Source organism: Nonlabens marinus S1-08 (assembly GCF_000831385.1).
In the GTDB taxonomy this organism is placed as follows: Bacteria; Bacteroidota; Bacteroidia; order Flavobacteriales; family Flavobacteriaceae; genus Nonlabens; species Nonlabens marinus.
Genome location: NZ_AP014548.1, coordinates 2894114 through 2915920, shown reverse-complemented (window position 1 = coordinate 2915920; position 21807 = coordinate 2894114). Strand labels below are relative to the sequence as shown.

18 protein-coding genes are annotated in these 21807 nt (G+C 39.5%); 12 read left to right on the top strand and 6 right to left on the bottom strand.

What is annotated here, in order from left to right; all coding sequences use genetic code 11:
* Positions 1-142 precede the first annotated feature (142 nt).
* On the bottom strand, positions 143-1420 hold the full coding sequence (glyA, locus tag NMS_RS13315) for a serine hydroxymethyltransferase (protein ID WP_041497316.1): 1278 nt from the start codon (positions 1418-1420) through the stop codon (positions 143-145).
* 99 nt (positions 1421-1519) lie between these two features.
* Between glyA and fahA the strand changes: the two genes are divergently transcribed.
* The 10 genes from fahA to NMS_RS13265 all read left to right on the top strand — a co-directional run bounded on the left by fahA (position 1520) and on the right by NMS_RS13265 (position 15324).
* On the top strand, positions 1520-2824 hold the full coding sequence (gene fahA / locus NMS_RS13310) for a fumarylacetoacetase (protein WP_041497314.1): 1305 nt from the start codon (positions 1520-1522) through the stop codon (positions 2822-2824).
* A 66-nt stretch (positions 2825-2890) separates the two neighbouring features.
* Positions 2891-4483, top strand: coding sequence for a bacillithiol biosynthesis cysteine-adding enzyme BshC (gene bshC / locus NMS_RS13305; protein ID WP_041497313.1), 1593 nt, complete (start codon positions 2891-2893; stop codon positions 4481-4483).
* A gap of 71 nt (positions 4484-4554) precedes the next feature.
* Positions 4555-6084, top strand: a complete 1530-nt coding sequence (guaA, locus tag NMS_RS13300) for a glutamine-hydrolyzing GMP synthase (RefSeq protein WP_041497312.1) — start codon at positions 4555-4557, stop codon at positions 6082-6084.
* 1 nt (position 6085) lies between these two features.
* Complete coding sequence (locus tag NMS_RS13295; protein ID WP_197539485.1) at positions 6086-8095, top strand: LysM peptidoglycan-binding domain-containing protein; 2010 nt, start codon at positions 6086-6088, stop codon at positions 8093-8095.
* Between the two features lie 4 nt (positions 8096-8099).
* Positions 8100-8501, top strand: a complete 402-nt coding sequence (locus NMS_RS13290) for an OsmC family protein (RefSeq protein ID WP_041497763.1) — start codon at positions 8100-8102, stop codon at positions 8499-8501.
* 169 nt (positions 8502-8670) lie between these two features.
* A complete protein-coding gene (locus NMS_RS13285) occupies positions 8671-10287 on the top strand; it encodes a CTP synthase (protein WP_041497310.1) in 1617 nt (538 codons plus the stop codon).
* A 96-nt stretch (positions 10288-10383) separates the two neighbouring features.
* Positions 10384-12198 carry a membrane protein insertase YidC gene (gene yidC, locus NMS_RS13280; RefSeq protein WP_041497308.1) on the top strand — a complete coding sequence of 605 codons (1815 nt, stop codon included), beginning with the start codon at positions 10384-10386 and terminating at the stop codon, positions 12196-12198.
* Between the two features lie 44 nt (positions 12199-12242).
* A complete protein-coding gene (locus NMS_RS13275) occupies positions 12243-12842 on the top strand; it encodes a SprT-like domain-containing protein (RefSeq protein WP_041497307.1) in 600 nt (199 codons plus the stop codon).
* Positions 12839-13915 (top strand): mannose-1-phosphate guanylyltransferase, encoded by a 1077-nt coding sequence (locus NMS_RS13270; protein ID WP_231862403.1) that lies wholly within the window; start codon positions 12839-12841, stop codon positions 13913-13915. Before NMS_RS13275 ends, NMS_RS13270 begins: the two co-directional genes overlap by 4 nt.
* Entirely contained in the window at positions 13915-15324 is a 1410-nt protein-coding gene (locus tag NMS_RS13265; RefSeq protein ID WP_041497305.1) for a DUF389 domain-containing protein, read from the top strand. Before NMS_RS13270 ends, NMS_RS13265 begins: the two co-directional genes overlap by 1 nt.
* 17 nt (positions 15325-15341) lie before the next feature.
* On the opposite strand, the gene NMS_RS13260 is transcribed toward NMS_RS13265, so the two are convergent.
* Entirely contained in the window at positions 15342-16106 is a 765-nt protein-coding gene (locus NMS_RS13260; protein ID WP_041497304.1) for an ABC transporter ATP-binding protein, read from the bottom strand.
* On the bottom strand, positions 16106-16840 hold the full coding sequence (locus NMS_RS13255; protein WP_041497302.1) for an MlaE family ABC transporter permease: 735 nt from the start codon (positions 16838-16840) through the stop codon (positions 16106-16108). Before NMS_RS13255 ends, NMS_RS13260 begins: the two co-directional genes overlap by 1 nt.
* Positions 16841-16935: 95 nt before the next feature.
* Here NMS_RS13255 and pafA point away from each other — a divergent pair, with 95 nt between their 5' ends.
* Positions 16936-18627 (top strand): alkaline phosphatase PafA, encoded by a 1692-nt coding sequence (pafA, locus tag NMS_RS13250; protein ID WP_041497300.1) that lies wholly within the window; start codon positions 16936-16938, stop codon positions 18625-18627.
* 43 nt (positions 18628-18670) lie between these two features.
* Positions 18671-19162 carry a DUF6646 family protein gene (locus tag NMS_RS13245; protein WP_041497299.1) on the top strand — a complete coding sequence of 164 codons (492 nt, stop codon included), beginning with the start codon at positions 18671-18673 and terminating at the stop codon, positions 19160-19162.
* Here NMS_RS13245 and NMS_RS13240 read toward each other — a convergent pair.
* The 3 genes from NMS_RS13240 to NMS_RS13230 are packed head-to-tail and all read right to left on the bottom strand — an operon-like array spanning position 19159 to position 21806.
* Positions 19159-20010, bottom strand: a complete 852-nt coding sequence (locus tag NMS_RS13240) for a glycosyltransferase (protein ID WP_041497298.1) — start codon at positions 20008-20010, stop codon at positions 19159-19161. The genes NMS_RS13245 and NMS_RS13240 overlap by 4 nt on opposite strands.
* A 3-nt stretch (positions 20011-20013) precedes the next feature.
* Complete coding sequence (locus NMS_RS13235; RefSeq protein WP_041497296.1) at positions 20014-20541, bottom strand: methyltransferase; 528 nt, start codon at positions 20539-20541, stop codon at positions 20014-20016.
* 20 nt (positions 20542-20561) lie between these two features.
* Positions 20562-21806, bottom strand: coding sequence for an APC family permease (locus NMS_RS13230; protein WP_041497295.1), 1245 nt, complete (start codon positions 21804-21806; stop codon positions 20562-20564).
* Position 21807 lies beyond the last annotated feature (1 nt).

Below are 21807 nucleotides of genomic sequence, written 5' to 3'. Positions count from 1 at the left end.
TGTTAAACTTCTACGTAATTTATGGGAAGTATTCTTTCGCGAAAGCGAACTTCTTTACAGGAATAAAATAGGGACATAAAAAAACCCGATACGTTGGTATCGGGCTTGAAGTGGTGGGCGCTATTGTGTGCTTAATCGCTGCTTATTTGGAAAATATAGGATAACCTGCGGTAAATTCTGCGACTTCTTCACCGATTTCCTTGAGCTTTTCTTCATCTTCCTTGTTATTGATTACTGCGTCGATCCAACTTGCAACCTTTTCCATGTCTTGCGTGTCTATACCTCGAGTTGTTATCGCAGCTGTTCCTATGCGGATACCACTGGTTACAAATGGAGATTCGCTATCAAATGGTACCATGTTTTTATTCACAGTAATGTGACTCTTGCCGAGTGCAATTTCTGCATCCTTACCTGTAATATTTTTGTTGCGTAGATCGATAAGCATCATGTGGTTATCAGTTCCACCAGATATGATGTTATAGCCTTTCGCTTTAAGTGAATTGGCTAAGGCTGCTGCATTCTTCTTAGTCTGGACCGTGTAATGTAAAAAATCATCCTGCAATGCCTCTTCAAATGCGACTGCTTTAGCTGCTATGATGTGCATTAATGGACCACCTTGATTTCCTGGGAAAACACCACTGTTCAACAAGCTAGACATCATTTTCAGATTGCCATTCTTGAGCTTGTCTCCAAATGGATTTTCAAAATCAGCTCCCATGATGATGATACCCCCACGTGGTCCTCTTAAGGTCTTGTGAGTGGTACTGGTACAAATATGGGCATGTTCTACTGCATCTTGAAGAAGTCCTTTCGCAATCAATCCCGCTGGATGGGCAATATCTGCTAGTAAAATAGCATTCACAGAGTCTGCTATTTCTCTGAATCTCTTATAATCAATTTCTCTACTATAGGCAGATGCACCCGCAATGATTAATTTAGGTTGTTCCCTCTCCGCATTCTCTTGAATTTTATCGTAATCCAGTAGGCCTGTTTCTTTTTCGACTCCGTAAAATGAAGTTTCATAGAGTTTTCCTGAAAAGTTAACAGGTGAGCCATGTGTCAAATGTCCACCATGGGACAAATCAAAACCTAATATCTTGTCACCTGGTTTTAAGCAGGCATGAAATACAGCAGTGTTTGCTTGGCTACCAGAGTGTGGTTGTACGTTTACATATTCTGCATTGAAAAGTAATTTTGCGCGATCGATCGCTAGATTTTCTATTTCATCAACGACTTCACAGCCTCCATAATACCTTTTACCTGGATAGCCTTCTGCGTATTTATTGGTCAAAATAGAGCCTGCTGCTCGCAGTACATTATCACTCACATAGTTTTCACTTGCTATTAATTCTAGTCCTGAAACTTGTCTTTTTCCCTCTAATTCTATTAAATCAAATATCTGGTTATCCATTGCTGCCATTTGTGAAAAATTTAAATACAAAAGTACGTTACAACCCTTATGTTAGCATGGATGATCAATATATTTGATCAGTACTTTTTAACAACCTAAAACCGACCCATGCCAAAAATCACGAATAACCCAAATCGAACCTCTTGGATAGGTTATAGCCAGGACACACATTTCCCTATTCAGAATATACCCTTCGGAGTTTTTCTTACAAGGGAGAATGTTATCACCATAGGATCCCGTATAGGAGATTATGCTATCGACTTAGGCGCATTGCAGGAGTTAGGTTACTTTGATAGTGTCCCCTTGACTGATGATATGTTTATGCAGGATACCTTGAACGACTTTATATCTGATGGTAAAAAAACCTGGAGGCTGGTGAGAAATAGGATAGGCGATATTTTTGACAAATCAAATGCTGAGCTGAGGGATCATAAGGAGCACCGTGAACGCGTCATTTTTCATATGGACGATGTTGAAATGCAATTGCCTGTACAGATAGGTGATTATACTGATTTTTATAGTAGTAAAGAGCATGCCACAAACGTAGGATCCATGTTTAGGGATCCAGAAAATGCTTTGTTGCCCAATTGGCTGCACATGCCAGTAGCTTATCACGGTCGTTCTAGCTCCATTATTCCCTCAGGAAAAGCCATTCACCGCCCGCAAGGACAGCAGTTACCTAATGGGTCAGATAAACCGATTGTAGCGCCTTCAACTTCATTAGACTTTGAATTGGAAATGGCATTTATCACTACAGATGCTAACAACCTAGGGCAACCTATTCCAGTCGATAAGGCAGAGGATTATATTTTTGGAATGGTTTTATTCAATGACTGGAGTGCAAGAGATATACAGCGCTGGGAATATGTGCCGTTAGGACCGTTTTTAGGTAAAAACTTTGCAAGCTCCGTTAGTCCATGGATAGTTACTATGGATGCTTTAGAGCCTTTTAGATGTGAAGGGCCTGAGCCAGAACAGCCTTTGCTAGATTATTTAAAACAGAAAGGAAAGAAAAGTTTTGATATCCATTTAGAGGTAGATATTACTCCAGAGAATGGAACAGCTACAACCGTCAGTAAATCCAACTTTAAATATATGTACTGGAGTATGTCACAACAATTGGCTCATCATACCATAAATGGTTGTCGAATCAACAGCGGTGATATGATGGGAAGTGGTACCATATCAGGTCCTAGCGCAGATAGTTATGGGTCCATGCTCGAATTGAGTTGGAAAGGAGAAAAACCTGTCCAGTTAAATGATGGATCAGAACGTAGCTTTATTAATGATCACGATACGGTAACGATGAGAGGCTTTTGCAACAACGGCCCTATCCGTATAGGTTTTGGAGAGGTGTCTAATAAGATTCTACCGGTATATCAACCTAAACCAAAATCTAAAACAGCAAAATAGCTGGTTATCAAGTTCGCTTTCGCGAAAGCGAAAAACACCACATTTTATCCCATTTACTCAAGTTTCATGAATTCATCCAAAATTCCATACCAACGTTTGAGGTATTTTTCAAAGCTGATAAAGGATTATTTGGATCAAAAAGATTCCGTACGGGATCTGTACCATCGATTTCCTGATGTGCAAAATTTTGAAGCGCAGATGGAAGAAAAGCGTAATCAGGCAAATCTTCAAATACAGCGTGCTGTGTTAAAGAAAAGTCTACTAATTCAGTACGAAAATAATACTGATGCAGCTAAAACTCTTGAGAATATCAATGCGCTGGATCATCAGGATACGTTTACTGTCACAACAGGACACCAATTAAACCTCTTTACTGGCCCGCTTTATTTCTTGTATAAAATCATAAGTACCATCAACTTATGTAAGCAATTGAAAGAGGCCTATCCAGATAGTCGTTTTGTACCGATATACTGGATGGCGACAGAAGATCATGATTTTGATGAAATTAAATATTTTAACTACGGCGAGCGCAAATTAGTATATGACAGGGAAAGTGCTGGAGCGGTAGGGCGGCTGGATACATCAGGCTTGGAGCAGGTAAAAGAGCAGCTAGAATTACTGATGGGGCCGGCTAGATATGCTGAAGAACTTAGTACCTTATTTGAACATTCTTATTCTGGTGAAAATTTAGCTGTAGCCACTCAACTACTCGCTCACTCGCTTTTCAAAGAGGAAGGCCTGGTTATTTTAGATGCTGATGATGCTGCTTTGAAAGAGTTAGTGATTCCTTATTTTGAAGATGAGCTACTACAGCAAACGTCTTTTAAGAAAGTATCAAAAACGATAAAGGGTTGGAAAGAAGATTACAAAATTCAAGTGAATCCCAGAGAAATAAACCTTTTTTATTTAACTGATTACGGTCGGCATCGCATAATTGAAAAAGAACAACAGTTTTATATTGATGAAACAAAACTGGTGTTTTCAAAGCAAGAAATTTTACAGGAATTATATACTCATCCACAACGTTTTTCTCCAAATGTAATTTTACGGCCGCTGTATCAAGAGGTGATTTTACCTAACTTATGCTACATAGGCGGTGGTGGTGAAATCGCTTACTGGTTAGAACTTAAAAGTTATTTTGATTCGCAAGAAATACCGTTTCCGATTTTGCTTCTGCGTAACTCCGCAGTTTTAGTACCTGGAAAGCAAGTGGGGAAATTGGCTAAAATGAACCTCCAAGTGCAAGACTTATTTCAAAAAGACTTTGAACTAGAGGAACAGATTGTGCGTCAGGTCAGCGAAATCCCAATTGATTTTGAAGACCAAAAAAATCATCTAAAGAAACAATTTGAGGAGTTGTATTCATTAGCTGAAAAAACAGATCCTACTTTTTTAAATGCGGTGGGAGCGCAGGAGCGTAAGCAAATTAAAGGGTTGGAACACCTTGAAAAACGATTGATCAAAGCCCAAAAGCGGAAATGGAACGATCAAATTTCACGAGCTCTTCAATTAAAGCAGGTTTTGTTTCCTAAAGAAAGTTTACAAGAACGTCAAGCTAATTTTTCTTATTTCTATAAAGACTACGGTCCTGAATTGATTAACATTTTAAAGGAATCCTTAGACCCCTTAGATTTTCAATTTACAGTGATTGAGCTCTAGGTTTTTTATGAGTTTAATAATAACTGACGTTAAAGAGTCTATCTTTTTTATTTAATAAAGTAAATTTGCGCATGCAAAACAGTGTCTTAATTTTAGATTTCGGATCCCAGTATACACAGCTTATAGCACGCCGTGTTAGAGAACTCAATATTTACTGTGAGATCCACCCCTTTCATAAAGTTCCACAAGATTTATCTGCCTTTAAGGCGGTTATTTTATCAGGTAGTCCATTTTCTGTACGATCTGACGATGCGCCGCACCCAGATTTATCTCATATAAAAGGGAAGCTACCCTTACTAGGAGTATGCTATGGCGCTCAATATTTAGCTCATTTTCATGGTGGTAAAGTGGCCCCATCGAGCACCAGAGAATATGGACGCGCAAATTTGACAGTAGTTAAAGACGCTGAAACTTTATTCGAAAACATTACTGAAAACTCGCAAGTGTGGATGTCGCACAGCGATACTATTAAAGAGTTACCAGCAAACGCTATAACTCTGGCTAGTACACAAGATGTATTGAATGCTGCGTACCGAGTAGACGGTGAAGAAACATATGGAATTCAATTTCACCCAGAAGTGTACCACAGTACCGATGGGAAACAGTTGTTGCATAACTTTTTAATCGAGATTGCAGGTGTGGTTCCAGACTGGACACCGGGTGCTTTTGTTGATATGACAGTTGCAGAGCTCAAAGAAAAAATAGGAGAGGACAAAGTGGTTCTAGGTTTAAGCGGTGGTGTAGATTCTAGCGTGGCCGCCATTTTGCTTCATAAGGCGATAGGTGAAAACTTGTACTGCATTTTTGTAAACAATGGATTATTGCGCAAAAATGAATTTGATGAAGTGCTTCATCAATACAAGGATATGGGCTTGAACGTAAAAGGTGTAGATGCGACGGCACGATTTATGGATGCGTTGAAAGATATCAGTGATCCTGAGTTGAAACGCAAGGCTATAGGCCGTGCTTTCATTGAGGTTTTTGATGATGAAGCGCATGCCATTGAGGATGTGACTTATCTAGCTCAAGGAACCATTTATCCTGATGTTATTGAAAGTATTTCAGTAAATGGACCTAGTGCAACGATAAAGTCTCACCACAATGTAGGTGGCTTACCAGATTTCATGAAACTCAAAATAGTTGAGCCATTGCGCATGCTATTTAAAGATGAAGTGCGACGTGTAGGGGCTGAGATGGGAATGGCAACGAACCTATTAGGAAGGCATCCATTTCCTGGACCAGGACTTGCTATACGTATTTTGGGAGATGTGGATCTAGAAAAGGTGCGGTTACTACAAGAAGCAGATGCTATTTTTATAGCTAACCTAAAGAAGTGGAAACTATACGATAAAGTATGGCAAGCTGGAGTGATTCTACTTCCTGTGAATTCAGTAGGAGTTATGGGAGATGAACGCACCTATGAAAAGTGTGTGGCATTGCGAGCGGTGGAAAGTACTGATGGAATGACAGCAGACTGGGTGGACTTACCCTACAAATTCCTTCAGGATACCAGCAATGAGATAATAAATAAAGTGAAAGGCGTTAATAGAGTAGTGTATGACATCAGTTCAAAACCGCCTGCAACCATAGAATGGGAATAAAATGATAAAATATATAGCAGTAATAATGATGGTTTGTTTCGCTTTCGCGAAAGCGAACTCCTCCATAGTTCAAGGCTATGAACGCCATGTTGTGGAACAAGGAGATACCGTTTACAAAATCATTAACCAGTATAACATTACTGCAGAGCAACTGATCGAGCTCAACCCAGACCTAAAAATGGGTTTGAAAAAAGGGGCGACTTTGTTAATTCCAAAGTCAAATAAAACGATCACAAAAAGACCCATAGAGCGCTACGAAGAGCATAAAGTCAAACGTAAAGAAACGCTGTACACACTGGCCAAAGAATACAAGGTCACCGTTCTAGACATCAAGGAGGCTAATAAAAAACTGTATTCTGAGTCGCTTCAAAAAGGAGACAGGATTCTTATTCCTGTTTTTAAGAAAGGCGCAGCTGTAGAATCAGTCGCAGTTAGTACGAACGCTGTACCAGAATATGCCGGTCAAGAAGGCTTAGTTCCAGGAAAATACCGTGTTCAAAAATCTGAGGGAAAGTATCGAGTTGCTAAGAAGCATAATATTTCTATTGATATTTTGGATGATTTGAATCCAGGAATTGAAGATTTACAAGAAGGAATGGTATTGAATGTTCCTTATGAGGTTGAGGAAAGCATCCGCCCATTAGTTACTGAAATTTCATCAAGTTCTGTCACTAAGGTCAAAACTGACCGTAAATCGGAGCAGGGCGAAGCAAAAAAAGCCAGTCTTCAATATGTCGAATATCAAGTTCAACCTAAAATGACCATGTACAGTCTAGAAAAAATGACTGGGCTTAAAAAAGATTCTTTGATTGCACTTAATCCTGCCTTGAAAGATGGTGTGAAATCTGGCATGGTGCTGCGAATTCCTTATAAAGGAGTGAAGGAGCGTGGTGCGCCAGCACCCTGGAAAAGCACTGCTACGTATGCTAGGCTTGTAGATAGCATTCGGAACTACAGGAATCAGCGCATCGCAGTCATGTTACCACTTTCAGTAAGAAATGCGTCTGGAGATGAGTTGGTAGGATTGCTTAAATCAGACAAAACCATGAGAATCGCTACAGACTTTTATAGTGGTATGATGATCGCTCGAGACTCTGCAAGAGCTCTAGGAGTGACTGTTGATTTTGATGTATTTGATACTGGTAAAAATGAGTCTACTGCAATAAGTATTGTGAGGAATAATGATTTCAAAAAATACAACAGTGTTATTGGCCCATTGATGGCTAAAAATGTGGTAGCCGTAGCCAAGGAATTGAAGGACGATGATATCCCAGTTGTTTCTCCGCTTACAAATACTGATGTAAAGTTGTACAAGAATTTATTTCAAGCTAGGCCAGACGAAGACTTCTTGATGAACCGGTTGAAAAATTATTTGGTTGGATTTGCCGCGGGTAAAAATGTTATTATAGTCAGCGACAATAAGAAGCCACAATTGAAAAATCAATTTACAGCGCTGTTTCCTAATGCAACCGTGTTGTATCCTGATGACAATAATTACATATCTAGTAACAAGTACACCAGTCCACTAGTAAAGGATCGAGATAATGTAGTTATTCTAGCTGCAGAAGAAGCTAAGATTTTTACAGGTGCGGTATCTGATTATGGTGCAAAGGCACGCTCTTACAACATCACCATGGTTGGGATGGAGGATCTAGATGATAATAGCATTAATAATTTAGGATTGGCTGCCGTTAACTACACGTACCCTCAAATTAACAGAAATACCAGTAGCGAGAATATTTTTGCAAGCCATTATTTCAAGAAGCATGGAATTACACCTAGTGATTATGCCACTAGAGGATTTGATGTTGCAATGGATGTTATTTTGAGACAGGCCAGTGCAGACAATTTGTATGAAAGTGCTATGCGTAACGGCCGCACAGTAATGGTCGAAAATAGCTTTGAATACAACAAGAGGTTTTTGGCAGGTTTTTATAATGAGGCTTGTTACATCTTACGTTATCAACCAGATTTAAGTATTGAAGAAGTACAAGTCTATGAAAGAAACTAGACCTATTACCTCACAGGTCACCTATTTAGGTGATTTGAGGTGCAATTCAAAGCATTTGAAAAGCGGTAGTGAATATCCAACTGATGCTCCAATAGATAATAATGGTAAAGGCGAAGCTTTTTCCCCAACTGATACTGTAGCAGCAGGTCTTGCAAGTTGTATGATGACCGTTATGGGAATCAAAGCGGCAGATTTAAAAGTTGACTTGGCAGGAAGCACCGCACAAGTGACTAAAATCATGGCTGCAGAACCACGACGAATTTCTAAAATTGAGGTGCAGCTATCCATGAAAGGAAATTGTGACAAAAGGGCTCAATTGATTCTAGAGCGCGTAGCTCAAACTTGTCCAGTGATGAATAGCCTTCATCCAGATATTGAAAAGAATATTGAGTTCAGCTGGTCTTAGAGGTTACGATTTGACGATTATGTTCAGTATCAATCAAAAAAGTTCTTAAGCTCATATCGGATTATCTTGATTACGAAATGGGGCGATTTTTCCCTGCGTTTAGATTCTTAATTTCCTCGTAAAATAAGTACTTTTGCAGCTGGTTTTTAAAAAGCTCAGCGAAGGTTCTATGGCACATCCTAAGTATATTTTTGTTACAGGTGGAGTTACTTCCTCATTAGGAAAAGGTATTATTGCCGCTTCACTTGCAAAATTGCTGCAAGCCAGAGGGTTGCGAGTTACCATCCAAAAGCTCGATCCTTATATAAACGTCGATCCTGGAACTTTAAATCCTTATGAGCATGGAGAGTGTTATGTGACAGAAGACGGTGCTGAAACTGATCTTGACTTAGGTCACTATGAGCGTTTTCTCAATGTTAATACATCACAAGCTAACAATGTAACCACTGGTCGTATCTACCAAAGCGTTATTGAAAAAGAGCGCCGAGGTGAATTCTTAGGAAAAACCGTTCAAGTCATTCCTCATATCACAGATGAGATCAAGCATCGCATTCAGATTTTAGGTAAGTCTGGCGATTATGATGTGGTAATAACAGAGATAGGTGGAACTGTAGGTGATATCGAGTCTTTGCCTTATATAGAAAGCGTTCGTCAATTAAGTTGGGAGCTGGGAGAGCGCAACGCTTTAGTGATTCACTTAACTTTAATTCCTTACTTGAGTGCGGCTGGCGAATTGAAAACAAAGCCTACTCAGCACAGCGTTAAAACTTTGATGGAAAGTGGTGTGCAGGCAGATATTTTGGTTTGTCGTACAGAGCATGAGCTTTCAGAAGATATACGATTGAAGCTAGCACGTTTTTGTAACGTGAAGCCAGAAGCTGTGATCCAGTCTATAGATGTTGAAACCATTTATGATGTTCCTAACAAGATGTTAGAACAAGGGCTAGATACAGTTGTAATTAAAAAAATGTTGTTGAGAACTGGTGACACTCCAGACTTAACTAATTGGAATAAATTTTTAAAGCGTCACAAAAACCCTAAGTCGGAAGTAACTATCGGGTTGATAGGGAAGTATGTGGAGCTTCAGGATTCATACAAATCTATATTAGAAGCCTTCATTCACGCAGGTGCGGCTAATGAAGTGAGTGTAAAAATTGAATCCATACATAGCGAGCATTTAGAGCCTACTAAATTGAAGAAACATTTCGCTCATTTGGACGGGATGCTAGTGGCTCCAGGATTTGGTGAGCGTGGCATAGAAGGTAAGATTGCAGCTGTACAATTTGCAAGAGAGAAGGGAATACCGTTTTTCGGAATTTGTTTAGGTATGCAAATGGCCGTTATAGAATACAGCCGCAATGTGTTAGGTCTTAAAGAGGCCAACTCCGTAGAGATGGATGCAAATACTCCAGACCCTGTGATTTCACTTATGGAAGATCAAAAAGATATTCTTGATATGGGTGGAACCATGCGTTTAGGGGCTTGGGACTGTGAACTAAAGTCAGGCAAGATCAAAAAGATTTATGAAAAATCATTGATATCAGAACGTCACAGACACCGTTACGAATTCAACAATGCGTATTTATCACAACTCGATGCTGCCGGATTGAAAAGTACTGGGATCAACCCTAAATCAGGCTTGGTAGAAGTGGTGGAAATTCCTGAGCACCCATGGTTCATAGGAGTTCAATACCACCCGGAATATAAGAGTACCGTGGCAACACCACACCCCTTGTTTGTGTCTTTTGTAAAAGCCGCAGCTCAATTTAAAAAGAATAGAAAGTAGAAAGAAGTTCGCTTTCGCGAAAGCGAGCTGCTAACAATCATATCGCATACAAGTAAAAGCTTTAACGAGCAAATTCACCCGATTCTGGGGATTTTTATGGAAGAGAAGAAAACAGACTGGAAGACCATACTAGGAATGACATTAATTTTTGCCATTCTCATGTACACTTTTGTTTACAATAATGAGCCAGAGCAGCCTGTAGATCAGGAAGCAGAAGTAGCGCAGGTTGAAGAAGAGCCGGTGAAGACTGCAGCTATTGATTCAGTGACTCAAGTTTCAGATTCTACGTTTATACCACAACCTGCTGCGGGTCAAGAAGTGCAACTCTCCAATGATTTGTTGGATTTGAAATTTAATACTAAAGGAGCTTATGTTACTGAGGCATTACTTAAGAAATTTCACACATATGACTCCTTACCAGTATATCTAGCTAAGGAAAATGATCATTCCTTTGATCTGATCTTAACAGCTAAGGACGGTCGTAAAATTCATACCAAGGATCTAGTTTTTACACCTACTCAATCTACTAACGGTGCTAATAAGGTACTTTCAATGAAAGCACCTGTAGGATCCGGTTCTATTGAGTATAGATATGAGATGGAACCAGGTGATTATATGCTGGATTTCACTATTCGAACTCAAGGGGTTTCAAGCGTTGTAAATTCCTCAGAAAATGCTGTTCTCGATTGGCAAATGAAAGCCTACCGCAGGTCAAAGAGCATGACTAACGAGAATCGTTATACGGAGATTAAATTCGAATACGATGGCGGTAGCGACGATTATACCGGTCAAGGAGAGAGTGCAGAAGAGGAAGAAGAGAACATTACTTATGTAGCTTACAAGCAGCACTTCTTCTCCTCTATATTATTGACAGATACACCGTTTGCTAGTGGTGTATTGAAATCAAAGAATATTGAGGAAATAAATGAAGAGCAAGACACATTTACAAAAGAATTTGAGTCAGAACTTCAAATGGAATACAGCGGTGGTGAGTTAGCTTACAATATGAATTGGTACTTCGGTCCGACTGACTTTGATATTTTAAATGGGTATGAACGCAATTTAGATGAAGTAGTTGATTTAGGTTGGGGAATTTTTGGTTGGATCAATCAATATGCCATTCGCCCGTTGTTTTCATTCTTGACGGTTGATCTAGGTATTGCTTTTGGTATTGCGATCATTCTGTTGACTATATGTGTGCGGTTAGTGCTATCTCCCGTCCTGTACAAGAGTTATTTGACCCAGGCAAAAATGAAAATCCTACGTCCAGAAATCAACCGCATTGCGGAGAAGTACAAGGACAATGCGATGAAAAAGCAGCAGGAAACTATGAAGGTGCAGAGCGAGGCGGGCGCGAGTCCTTTGTCGGGTTGCTTGCCAGCATTGCTTCAAATGCCTGTGTTCTTTGCGCTGTTTAAGTTTTTCCCTACCGCATTTGATTTGAGGCAGAAGAGTTTCTTATGGGCAAATGACTTATCCAGTTATGACACGATATACAAGTTTCCAGAAGGTTTTGATATACCATTTTACGGTGATCACGTAAGTTTATTCCCGATTCTGGCTTCTATATCTATATTCTTTTATATGCAAATGACTACAGGTCAAAGCATGCAGACGCCACAACCTGGTATGCCTAACATGAAGTTTATCATGTATTTATCACCATTATTCATGCTAGTTTTCTTTAATAACTATGCGAGTGGATTGTCATTGTATTACTTTGTGTCTAACTTGATTACGATTGGTATCATGTTAGTAATCAAAAACTTTATTATCGACAAGGATCGCGTGTTAGCTAAAATTGAAAAGGCGAAAGCTAAGCCTAAGAAAAAAGGTGGCTTTGCTACTAAGATGCAAAAGATCATGGAGCAAGCTCAAGCACAGCAAGAAGCTCAGAAGAAAGGGAAATAGGCTAGAATCAGCTTTTCAGTTGACGCTTATTTACAGTAAAAACTATGAATGTTCTAGAAAAGTATCTTCCAGTTGTTGCTGTCAGTCCACTGACTGCACTGTTGGAGGAACATCATGTGCATTTGAAAATTGTCAACGAGCGCAGAACTAGGCATGGGGATTACCGTCCACTACCAGATGGCTCTCATAAGATCACGATCAATTCTAATCTCAACCCTTATCGGTTTTTGATTACCCTTGTGCATGAGATTGCCCATTTGGTCGCATTCAAAAAATACGGGTATCGTATCAAGCCGCACGGGATAGAATGGAAGCAAACCTTTCAAAAACTAATGTTGCCTTTTTTGCGACCGGAAGTGTTTCCTATGGATTTACTGCCAGTATTGGCCAGACATTTCAGAAATCCTTACGCTAGTAGTGATACAGACGCAGCTATGAGTGTTGCGTTAAAATCCTATGACCCCCCAACAGATAAAATCTATATATTTGAGATGAATACTGGGGACTACTTCTTGACCAAAGATGGGCGAAGGTTTCAAAGAGGAAAAAAATTACGTAAACGGTATGAATGTATGGAGGTTGATACAGGGAGGATGTATGTTTTTCAGCCTAATGTGCACGTTCAATTATGGAAAAGTCTATGAGTGATAAGTATGCAGTAATTATGGCTGGTGGTGTGGGATCAAGATTTTGGCCAGTGAGCCGTCAATCTTTTCCTAAACAATTTCATGATATGCTGGGAGTAGGCCAATCCTTGCTCCAAACCACATTTGACCGATTGAAGAAACAGGTGCCCACTGAAAATATCTTGATTTTAACTAACACAGATTACATTGATTTGGTTCAACAGCAACTACCAGAAATTCTCGCTGAGAATATTGTAGCAGAACCAGCTATGCGCAACACAGCCCCTTGTATTTTACTTGCAGCCCTGAAAGTTCAAAAGAAAAATCCGGAAGCTAGGATGATAGTAGCTCCCAGCGATAGTTTTATTGAAAACGACAATCAATTCCAAAAAGACTTGACCACGGCCTTTCAATTTTGCGAGGATCATCCAGAAGCACTTATGACGATGGGGGTAGAGCCAGACTCTCCTAACACGGGATTTGGTTATATCGAATTTCAGGAGTCAGAGGGTTCCGTGAAAAAAGTGAAACAGTTTAGGGAGAAACCAGATTTAGCTACTGCTAAGAAATATGTTGCAGAAGGTAATTTTCTATGGAATTCTGGTACTTTTATATGGTCTGTAGACGCGGTAATTTCCGCTTTCGCGAAAGCGGAAACAGAATTATACCAACTCTTTCAAAATGGAATGCAGTTTTATAATGAAGCTGGAGAACAACAATTTTTAGAAGAGAATTATGCCAAAGCCAAAGACATATCCATCGATTACGCTGTTATGGAACGCAGTCCAGACGTGTATGTGTTGCCGGTAGACTTTGGCTGGAACGATGTAGGAACTTGGGGGAGTTTGTACTCAAGGTTGGATAAAACTAAAGATCAAAATGCCATTGTAAATGCCCAAGTGACCTCAAGGGATGCAAGTAGAAACATGATCCGTACCGCTAAAGGTAAAAAAGTGATTGTTCAAGGTCTCAAGGATTATATTATTGTAGACGAAGAGGACGTTTTGATGATTATACCCATCGAGGCAGATCAAGAAATTAAAGAAATAAGAAAAGACGCTATGGATACGTATGGCGACGCAATTGGTTAATGGAACAAGCATCTAAAGAAGAGAATCAACTCGAGGATAATAAAAAATCAATTTTAGGAATTTGGGATAATACCAAATCCTTTCTTCATGGTTTATTAGATATACGTGAGGATTCAGACCGTAATGAAACTATAGAATCGGTCAGGAAGGATATTTCATTTCAAGGACATAACGCCTGGATTCTGGTATTCTCCATATTTGTCGCATCTATAGGACTTAACGTGAGTTCAACGGCTGTGGTCATAGGTGCGATGTTAATCTCGCCACTTATGGGACCCATAGTTGGTATGGGGTTAGGTGTGGCAATCAACGATGACAGGATGCTGCGCAGATCATTAATTAATTTAGGTGTGATGGTAGCCCTGTCACTACTTACCGCTACCTTTTATTTTGCCTTAACTCCGATATCTTTATTCACCCCAGAGTTAGAAGCACGTACTTATCCTACTATTTTGGATGTGCTGGTTGCCATTTTTGGAGGTTTAGCGTTGATTGTAGCTAAAGCTAAAAAGGGCACTATTTCTAATGCTATTGCGGGTGTAGCAATCGCTACTGCTTTAATGCCGCCACTATGTACGGCAGGATATGGAATAGCGGAAGGAAATCTACAATACTTTGGTGGGGCCATGTATCTGTTTTCCATCAATACGGTGTTTATAGGCTTGTCCACTTATGTAGTGTGCAAGATGCTGAAGTTCCCGATGGTAAAATATGCCAATCAAAAACAACGTAGAAAAGTTTCGCGGATTGCAACTGTGGTTGGGCTTCTTGTGTTGGCTCCTTCTGTCTATCTATTTGTTCAATTGTATCAAAACGAGGTTAAAAAGAGCGCCATAGATAGTTACATGAAAGAATATATACAATATGATGGGACTAGAGCAACTAAGGAGTACAATCAGGTAGACAACCAGGTTGATATTGTACTTTTTGGGGCCACCGTGCCTGAAGCCATAATAAACCAGTGGAAAGCTAAATTTAATTCCATTCCAGAATTAGAAAATGTTACCGCTAGATTTTATCAAGGATCATCGCCAACAGTGGATGGTAATTTTGGAGATATAACTGCCATTCAAAATGACCGAATCAACGACATCAAGTTACTCCAAGACCAAAGTCTGAAAATATCCACTTTGGAAACAGAATTATTGAGTTTAAAATCAGCAAATCAAAATTTTCAAGGCATCAGTGAAGAGGCTTACTTGCTATATCCAGAGTTGAAGTCCATATCTTACGCACCTAACGTTACAAAAAAATTTGATTCTCAAAAAATAGATACCGTGGACGTATTTACTACTTCTTTTAAGGATGCAACTCTTGGACCTAAGGATAGGTTGAGTATTAATAAAAGATTGGGTAAATGGTTACGCTACCGCATTCAGTCAGATAGTGTGGTTGTAAAAGCGTCTTAAGCTACTGCGTCTTGAATCTAGAGCCCCTTATTTTGAGCAATCCGCACTTTACGGAATAGTTCTGAGCTGTAAACGAAATCAGTTACAGACTCATTATCTGTTTTAAAGATCTGCTTATTATTTCCTTTCCAAGCAATTTTACCGTCTTTCAAAAAGATAATGGTTTCTCCTATTTCAAGTACAGAATTCATATCATGAGAAATAATAACGGTAGTCATATTTGATTCATGAGTTAACTCCTGAATCAAATTATCGATAATTGTTGCAGTTTTAGGGTCTAGTCCAGAATTTGGCTCATCACAAAACAGGAATTTAGGACGATTTACCACAGCTCTTGCTAGAGCGACCCTTTTTTGCTGTCCACCGGAAATCTCACTTGGCTTTTTCTTATTAAGGTTGATTAGGTTTACGCGCTCTAAAATGTCGTTTGCTCTTTCTTGACGTTCTTTGCGACGCATTTTAGTAAACATGCGTAACGGGAACATGACGTTTTCTTCAACCGTCATGGAATCAAAAAGAGCACTGTGCTGAAATAACATCCCCATTTGCTCACGCAATTCTTTCTGACGGTCTTCATCCATTTCATTTAATCGCTCACCGTCATAAATGATTTCTCCTGCATCTGGTTTAAAAAGGCCCAGCATGTTCTTTAGAAAAACAGATTTTCCAGATCCACTGGATCCAATGATCATATTAGTTTTTCCAGCGATAAATTCTGCATCTATGCCGTTAAGGATGATTTCTTCATTAAAGCTTTTATGTAAATCTTTTATTTCGATCATCAGAGAAGAAGTAAAGTCAATAAGTAGTTAGCAACAATGATGGCAACACAAGTCCAAACAAAAGATGTTGTAGAGGCTTCACCAACCTCGAGCGCACCGCCTTTCATATAGTACCCATGATAACTAGGGATGGTAGCCAGTATTATACCAAATACCATAGTTTTTATGAAAGCATACAGTACCTGATAGGGAACGAATGTATCCTGCAAACCGATTATAAAATCTTGAGCACTAACTAAATCACCAAATACAGCCGCTATGAAACCACCTAGAATTCCCACAAACATAATTATCGCAATCAGTAGTGGGTAAAAAAGCATAGCAATCACTTTAGGAAACACTAGATAATTTAAAGGATTGATTCCCATTACCTTCAATGCATCAATTTGCTCAGTCACATTCATGGTTCCAATACTGGATGTAATATAGGACCCCACTTTACCAGCCATAATGATAGAAATTACCGTAGGAGCAAATTCTAGAATAATAGATTGACGTACAGCAAAACCAATTAATGATTTTGGGATCAATGGATTGGCAAGGTTCAAGGATGTTTGCAGCGCGACAACGGCACCCATAAAAAATGCAATAAAAGCAGTGATGCCTATTGAGCCGATGATTAGATCATCAATTTCTTTCAAGATTAGCTCCTTGAGAACTATTGCTTTTGTAGGTCTACGGAAGACCTCAAAAAGCATGATCATGTATTTTCCTAAATGAGTAAAAATCTTCATTGACGGTAAATATATATATAAAATGCAAGGTGGGATTTAATCCTTTCTTAAACTTCTGAGGATTTGCATACCGTATTTTTGCACAAAACAAAAGGATGAAAATTTCTTATTACCTCGTTGCAATCTGTGCATTAATGTTGACTTCTTGTTCGCTTTCGCGAAAGCTAACTGACCAAGAACCAACGGAACTGGAAAGCACTAATTACAAAGCTATAGAGACCCCACCAGAAGGGCCGAGATTAGTAGTTGGTATCGTAGTAGATCAAATGAGGTATGATTACTTGACACGCTTCTACAGTAGGTATGGTAACGGTGGATTTAAACGATTAATGAATGAAGGCTTTAACGTCACTAACAATCATTATAATTATGTTCCTACCTATACAGCTCCTGGTCATGCCTCTATTTATACAGGGACCGTTCCTGCTGATCATGGTATCATAGGCAATAATTGGTACGACAAGTTTATTGATCGTACAATTTACAATGCAGATGATGAATCGGCCAGTCCTGTAGGCACTACTAGCGATGAGGGAAAGATGTCGCCCTCACGCATGTTGAGTTCAACGGTCACTGATGAACTCAAGCTCTTTACACAAGGTCGCTCTAAAGTCATAGGGATTTCCATAAAAGACCGTGGGGCTATTTTACCGGCGGGACACGCAGCAGATGCGGCTTACTGGTTTAGAGGAGGCGACGAAGGAACTTTTATCACCAGTTCTTTTTACAGGAATCAATTGCCAGATTGGGTAGCATCATTTAATGCATCTCAACCAGCAGAGAAATACTTAACCACATGGCAGACCTTATATCCATTAGAGTCGTATACCGCAAGCGGGCCAGATTTGAATCCGTATGAAGGAAGTCCTAGGGGAAAAGAAACTGCAACCTTTCCATACGATTTAAAGTCATTAGCTTCTAAAAATGGAGGTTATAACCTCATTAAAGCGACGCCTTACGGTAATTCTATAGTAGCTGATTTTGCTATTGAAGCAATAGACAAAGAAAACATGGGTACGGATTCAATTCCAGACTTTCTTGCCATTAGCTTTTCAAGTACCGATTATGTAGGCCATCAGTATGGCGTCAATTCTGTAGAGATTGAGGATACCTATTTGAGATTAGATCAAGATATAGCTCGAGTTTTAAAGGCGCTGGATGATAAAGTAGGAGAGGGAAATTATACGGTATTTCTAACAGCAGATCATGGAGCCGTTAATGTTCCTGCATATTTGCAAGAGCAAAAATTTAGTGCTGGTTATTTTGATGAGCGCAATTTTGTAAAAAAGATGGATAGTTTATTGGTCTCGCAATTTGAGATCAATGGTCTTATCAAAAATGTGAGCAACGACCAGGTCTTCTTTGATCAAGAGTTGATTCGCTCTAATAAATTAAATTCTGGTGAACTTCAAGATTTTTTAGCGGCAGAGATGCGCAACTATCCTGGGGTTGATAAAGCATTTACTAGAGATGCTATGGTATCAGGATCATTCACTACTGGAATGGCTGCTATGATTCAAAATGGTTTTCACCACCAGCGCAGCGGTGATGTGATTTTCATTTTAGATCCAGGTGTGATCGTTTATTCTAGAACAGGTTCAACCCACGGCAGCGCTCAAAGCTACGATACACATGTACCCTTACTTTTCTACGGGAATGGGATTAAAAAGGGAGAATCGGCAGAGCGTACCTCTATAACAGATATTGCACCAACCATCTCTACTTTACTAAAAATCAGTTTTCCCAATAGTGCTACTGGGAACCCTATTACCAAAGTTTTAAAATAATTCGAATGTATTACTAGTATATTTGACTCTTAAAACAGCTATTATGAAAAAGCTATTATTTGCAACAGCATTTTTAATTACATCTTTATCGATGGGGCAAGCCTTTACAGGTAAGGGTGATCAAAAATTTCAAGTAGGATTGAACTTGCAGGACAACGCCACTGGAATACAGGCTACCTACGATTATGGGGTAGGCGAGAACATCTCGTTTGGTGTGGCTACTGTTTATGCAATGGCTATAGATGATGCTTTGGATGCCGATTTTGGTCAACGAGCAGACTTGCGCTTGCGTTTCAACGCAAACATAGGAAGTGTCTTAAACGTTGATGAAATGTTTGACTTTTATCCAGGTCTGAGTTTTGGAACAAAAAACTTTGGTGGTCATTTAGGAGCACGTTATTTTTTCTCTGACGGCTTCGGGTTGTATACAGAAGCTCAAGTGCCTTTTGCAAAGTATGATTCTGATGAGTTGACTCCTGAAGAGGAACTGAACAACCAATTCAATTTTAATTTTGGCATGTCCTTTAATTTCTAGAAACCTATTTTAGATTTAATACCTTTCCAGCGGTAAGATCTCAAAAAGCGGCCTTGATCCTTAGTCATTAAAGGATCAAGGTCGCTTTTTTGTGCGTTGAAATATCCCTGTAAGTAGTCACCAATCAATCTCCAATTATTGTTTTTAAACGCCATCTTAATTGCGGTGATCATGGTTAGCGGTAATCCGTATCGCATTTTATAAAATGCTTCCCCTTGTAATCGCAGGGATTTCGGTTTGTAAGAAACACCAGTAGGTTTGAGATGCTTGACATGCAAACCCTCTATAGTTACCACCTTCCAACCGTTGTACCGCGCCAGCATTTCATCCATAGTGTCCCATCCTATGCTGGTTTTTAGACCTCCAATTGCATCAAAGCAATTGATGCGATAAGCTTTTAAAGCACCTCTTATGTGATCTGGGTTATTTTGGTTTTCTAGTACCCAACTCCCGTTTTTCTCAATAGTACAATGACCTGCCACCATGCCGATGGTATCGCTTTCGCGAAAGCGAACTACAATTTGCTCCAGATAATCAGTTGGAAAAATGAGATCAGCATCAAACTTACAGATCACATCATATTTAGAAAGATCCAACAAGGAGAGGCCTTTTTTAAAAGCTTGAATCACCTTGGCGCCTGGAATATTTTCTGCGCTTGAAGAATTACGAATGACTTGTAGCGGTAATCGAGTGATAAATGATGCAGCAATGTCGTAGGTATGGTCTGTAGAATTATCGTCTACGACTACTATTTGAGCAGCGGGATGAGTTTGATCGCAGAGGCTTTCTAGCGTCTGGGCGATCAGTGCTTCTTCATTAAAAGCTGGTATGACGATAGCGATGTGCAATTTCTAGTTTTTAGTGCGCTCGCAATATACAAGATAGTAGCGGTCTGTAAAGTGACGCAAGAGCGGTCTTAGACCTAGTTTAGAAGTAGGGTTTGTAAACTTGATGGAATCTTTGATCTCCCAACCCGCTTTGTTTAAGACATAATCCAATTGCCAATCTTCAAACTCATGATAATGTTGGTCTCTAAGGTCATTAGGATTACGATAAGCGCTCGCAAACCAAAGCTTCAAGGGTACGCTTACCAGTAATTTATCGCAAGGTATGGCCTTCAAAACACCATAAGGATTCACTAAATGTTCAAAAATCTCAAAGGCGGTAATCACACTACCCGTGAAAGATTGAATGGTACTTAAATTGTCGTCTAAATCTTCACCACCGGTATTCTCAACTTGAAAACCATTTTCCTTCAGGATCACAGAGAATGGATTCTCTACACCTAGATCCAGAATCTTCTCTGAAGGCTCAACATGCAATTGAAGAAATTCAAAAGTGTTTTTAAATCGTTTGGTAGGAAAGCTGTTCTCGTACAAGGTATTTGTTTCTATTTATATCAGGCTTTACCCTCTATGATATTGTAAATATTAAAGGCTAAAAGTAAAACTAAAGTGACTATAGCAAGCAAGGTAGGCAATGGAATGTTGTTGACGTTAAGCGGTATCCTAAAAAGATCCTCATCCGTATCTTTTTCCTTTCTGATCTTGACTCGGTAAGAGATCAAGGCGATATTGACCATCACAAAGACTATAAATACAAATACGTTGCTGATGGAGGCGACCATTTTCAAATTGCCAATTAGGCCAAAACACAATGTAATTATGGATATAGCTATGATGGCGTAGTTTGGCGTATTGCCAATTCCGCTAATTGTGGTAAACTTTTTGAGCCATGAAATTTCACTGTCTCTGGCCACGTCAAATAATAGACGAGAGGTGCCTAGAATATTACTTAAAATGGTCTTACTCGTGGCAAATAGCGCAACTACCACTAGTATGATAGAGCCTATAGCCCCTAGCTTTGATTCTATCACCGCTGCTAGCGGCCCATTGCTACTGCTTAACTGATCTATATCCATGACACTCACGCTTACCATAGCGATTAGCACATAGACGACCAAAACAATCAGACCACTTAATAATATGGCTTTTGGCATGTTCTTGCGCGGCTGCTTTGTTTCCTCAGCCATTTTGACGAGGTCTTCAAATCCTACATAACTAAAAAAAATCAAGGCAGATCCAGCAAGTATCCCTGTCCATCCCATTTCATTCATTTCAAATAATGAGGTATTACCTAAATCTGGGATACAAACTGCAATCACAAGTATCAAACCTGCTAGGGTTATTATAGTCGCAAGGCCATTGTAGTAGGAGCTATATTTGGAACCTATGATATTGAAAAAGGCCATCAACACAATGATACTAACGACACTTAGGGTGTTGGGAATATCGAAAAGTCGACTCACATAATCTGCAAAGCTTATAGAAATGGCGGCTGCAGCAACTATTCCAGTAAGAGTTATGAAAACAGACATGGCAATGGCTGTCTTTTCTCCTAGGCCTTGCTTTAAATATTCAAAACTACCTCCGGCATCAGGGAATCGGCTAACAAACTCTGCATATGATAATCCAGTCAGCAAAGCAACTATTGCAGCGACAGCAAAACTAAGCCATAACATATTGCCGCTTAAGCCTGCGGCCTGTCCTATAATGGCATAAATTCCAGCACCAACAATATTGCCTACACCAAATAGTAGGACGTCCCAAAAACCTAAATCTCTTTTTAGTTTCTTGTCAGCCATG

Excerpts from the sequence above, each read along its gene's own strand:
- NMS_RS13295 (WP_197539485.1), top strand. The coding sequence starts at position 6,086 with ATGATAAAATATATAGCAGTAATAATGATGGTTTGTTTCGCTTTCGCG.
- NMS_RS13265 (WP_041497305.1), top strand. The coding sequence starts at position 13,915 with ATGGAACAAGCATCTAAAGAAGAGAATCAACTCGAGGATAATAAAAAA.
- guaA (WP_041497312.1), top strand. The coding sequence starts at position 4,555 with ATGCAAAACAGTGTCTTAATTTTAGATTTCGGATCCCAGTATACACAG.
- NMS_RS13245 (WP_041497299.1), top strand. The coding sequence starts at position 18,671 with ATGAAAAAGCTATTATTTGCAACAGCATTTTTAATTACATCTTTATCG.
- yidC (WP_041497308.1), top strand. The coding sequence starts at position 10,384 with ATGGAAGAGAAGAAAACAGACTGGAAGACCATACTAGGAATGACATTA.
- NMS_RS13260 (WP_041497304.1), bottom strand. The coding sequence starts at position 16,106 with ATGATCGAAATAAAAGATTTACATAAAAGCTTTAATGAAGAAATCATC.
- glyA (WP_041497316.1), bottom strand. The coding sequence starts at position 1,420 with ATGGCAGCAATGGATAACCAGATATTTGATTTAATAGAATTAGAGGGA.
- NMS_RS13275 (WP_041497307.1), top strand. The coding sequence starts at position 12,243 with ATGAATGTTCTAGAAAAGTATCTTCCAGTTGTTGCTGTCAGTCCACTG.
- fahA (WP_041497314.1), top strand. The coding sequence starts at position 1,520 with ATGCCAAAAATCACGAATAACCCAAATCGAACCTCTTGGATAGGTTAT.
- NMS_RS13285 (WP_041497310.1), top strand. The coding sequence starts at position 8,671 with ATGGCACATCCTAAGTATATTTTTGTTACAGGTGGAGTTACTTCCTCA.
- NMS_RS13230 (WP_041497295.1), bottom strand. The coding sequence starts at position 21,806 with ATGGCTGACAAGAAACTAAAAAGAGATTTAGGTTTTTGGGACGTCCTA.
- NMS_RS13255 (WP_041497302.1), bottom strand. The coding sequence starts at position 16,840 with ATGAAGATTTTTACTCATTTAGGAAAATACATGATCATGCTTTTTGAG.
- bshC (WP_041497313.1), top strand. The coding sequence starts at position 2,891 with ATGAATTCATCCAAAATTCCATACCAACGTTTGAGGTATTTTTCAAAG.
- pafA (WP_041497300.1), top strand. The coding sequence starts at position 16,936 with ATGAAAATTTCTTATTACCTCGTTGCAATCTGTGCATTAATGTTGACT.
- NMS_RS13270 (WP_231862403.1), top strand. The coding sequence starts at position 12,839 with ATGAGTGATAAGTATGCAGTAATTATGGCTGGTGGTGTGGGATCAAGA.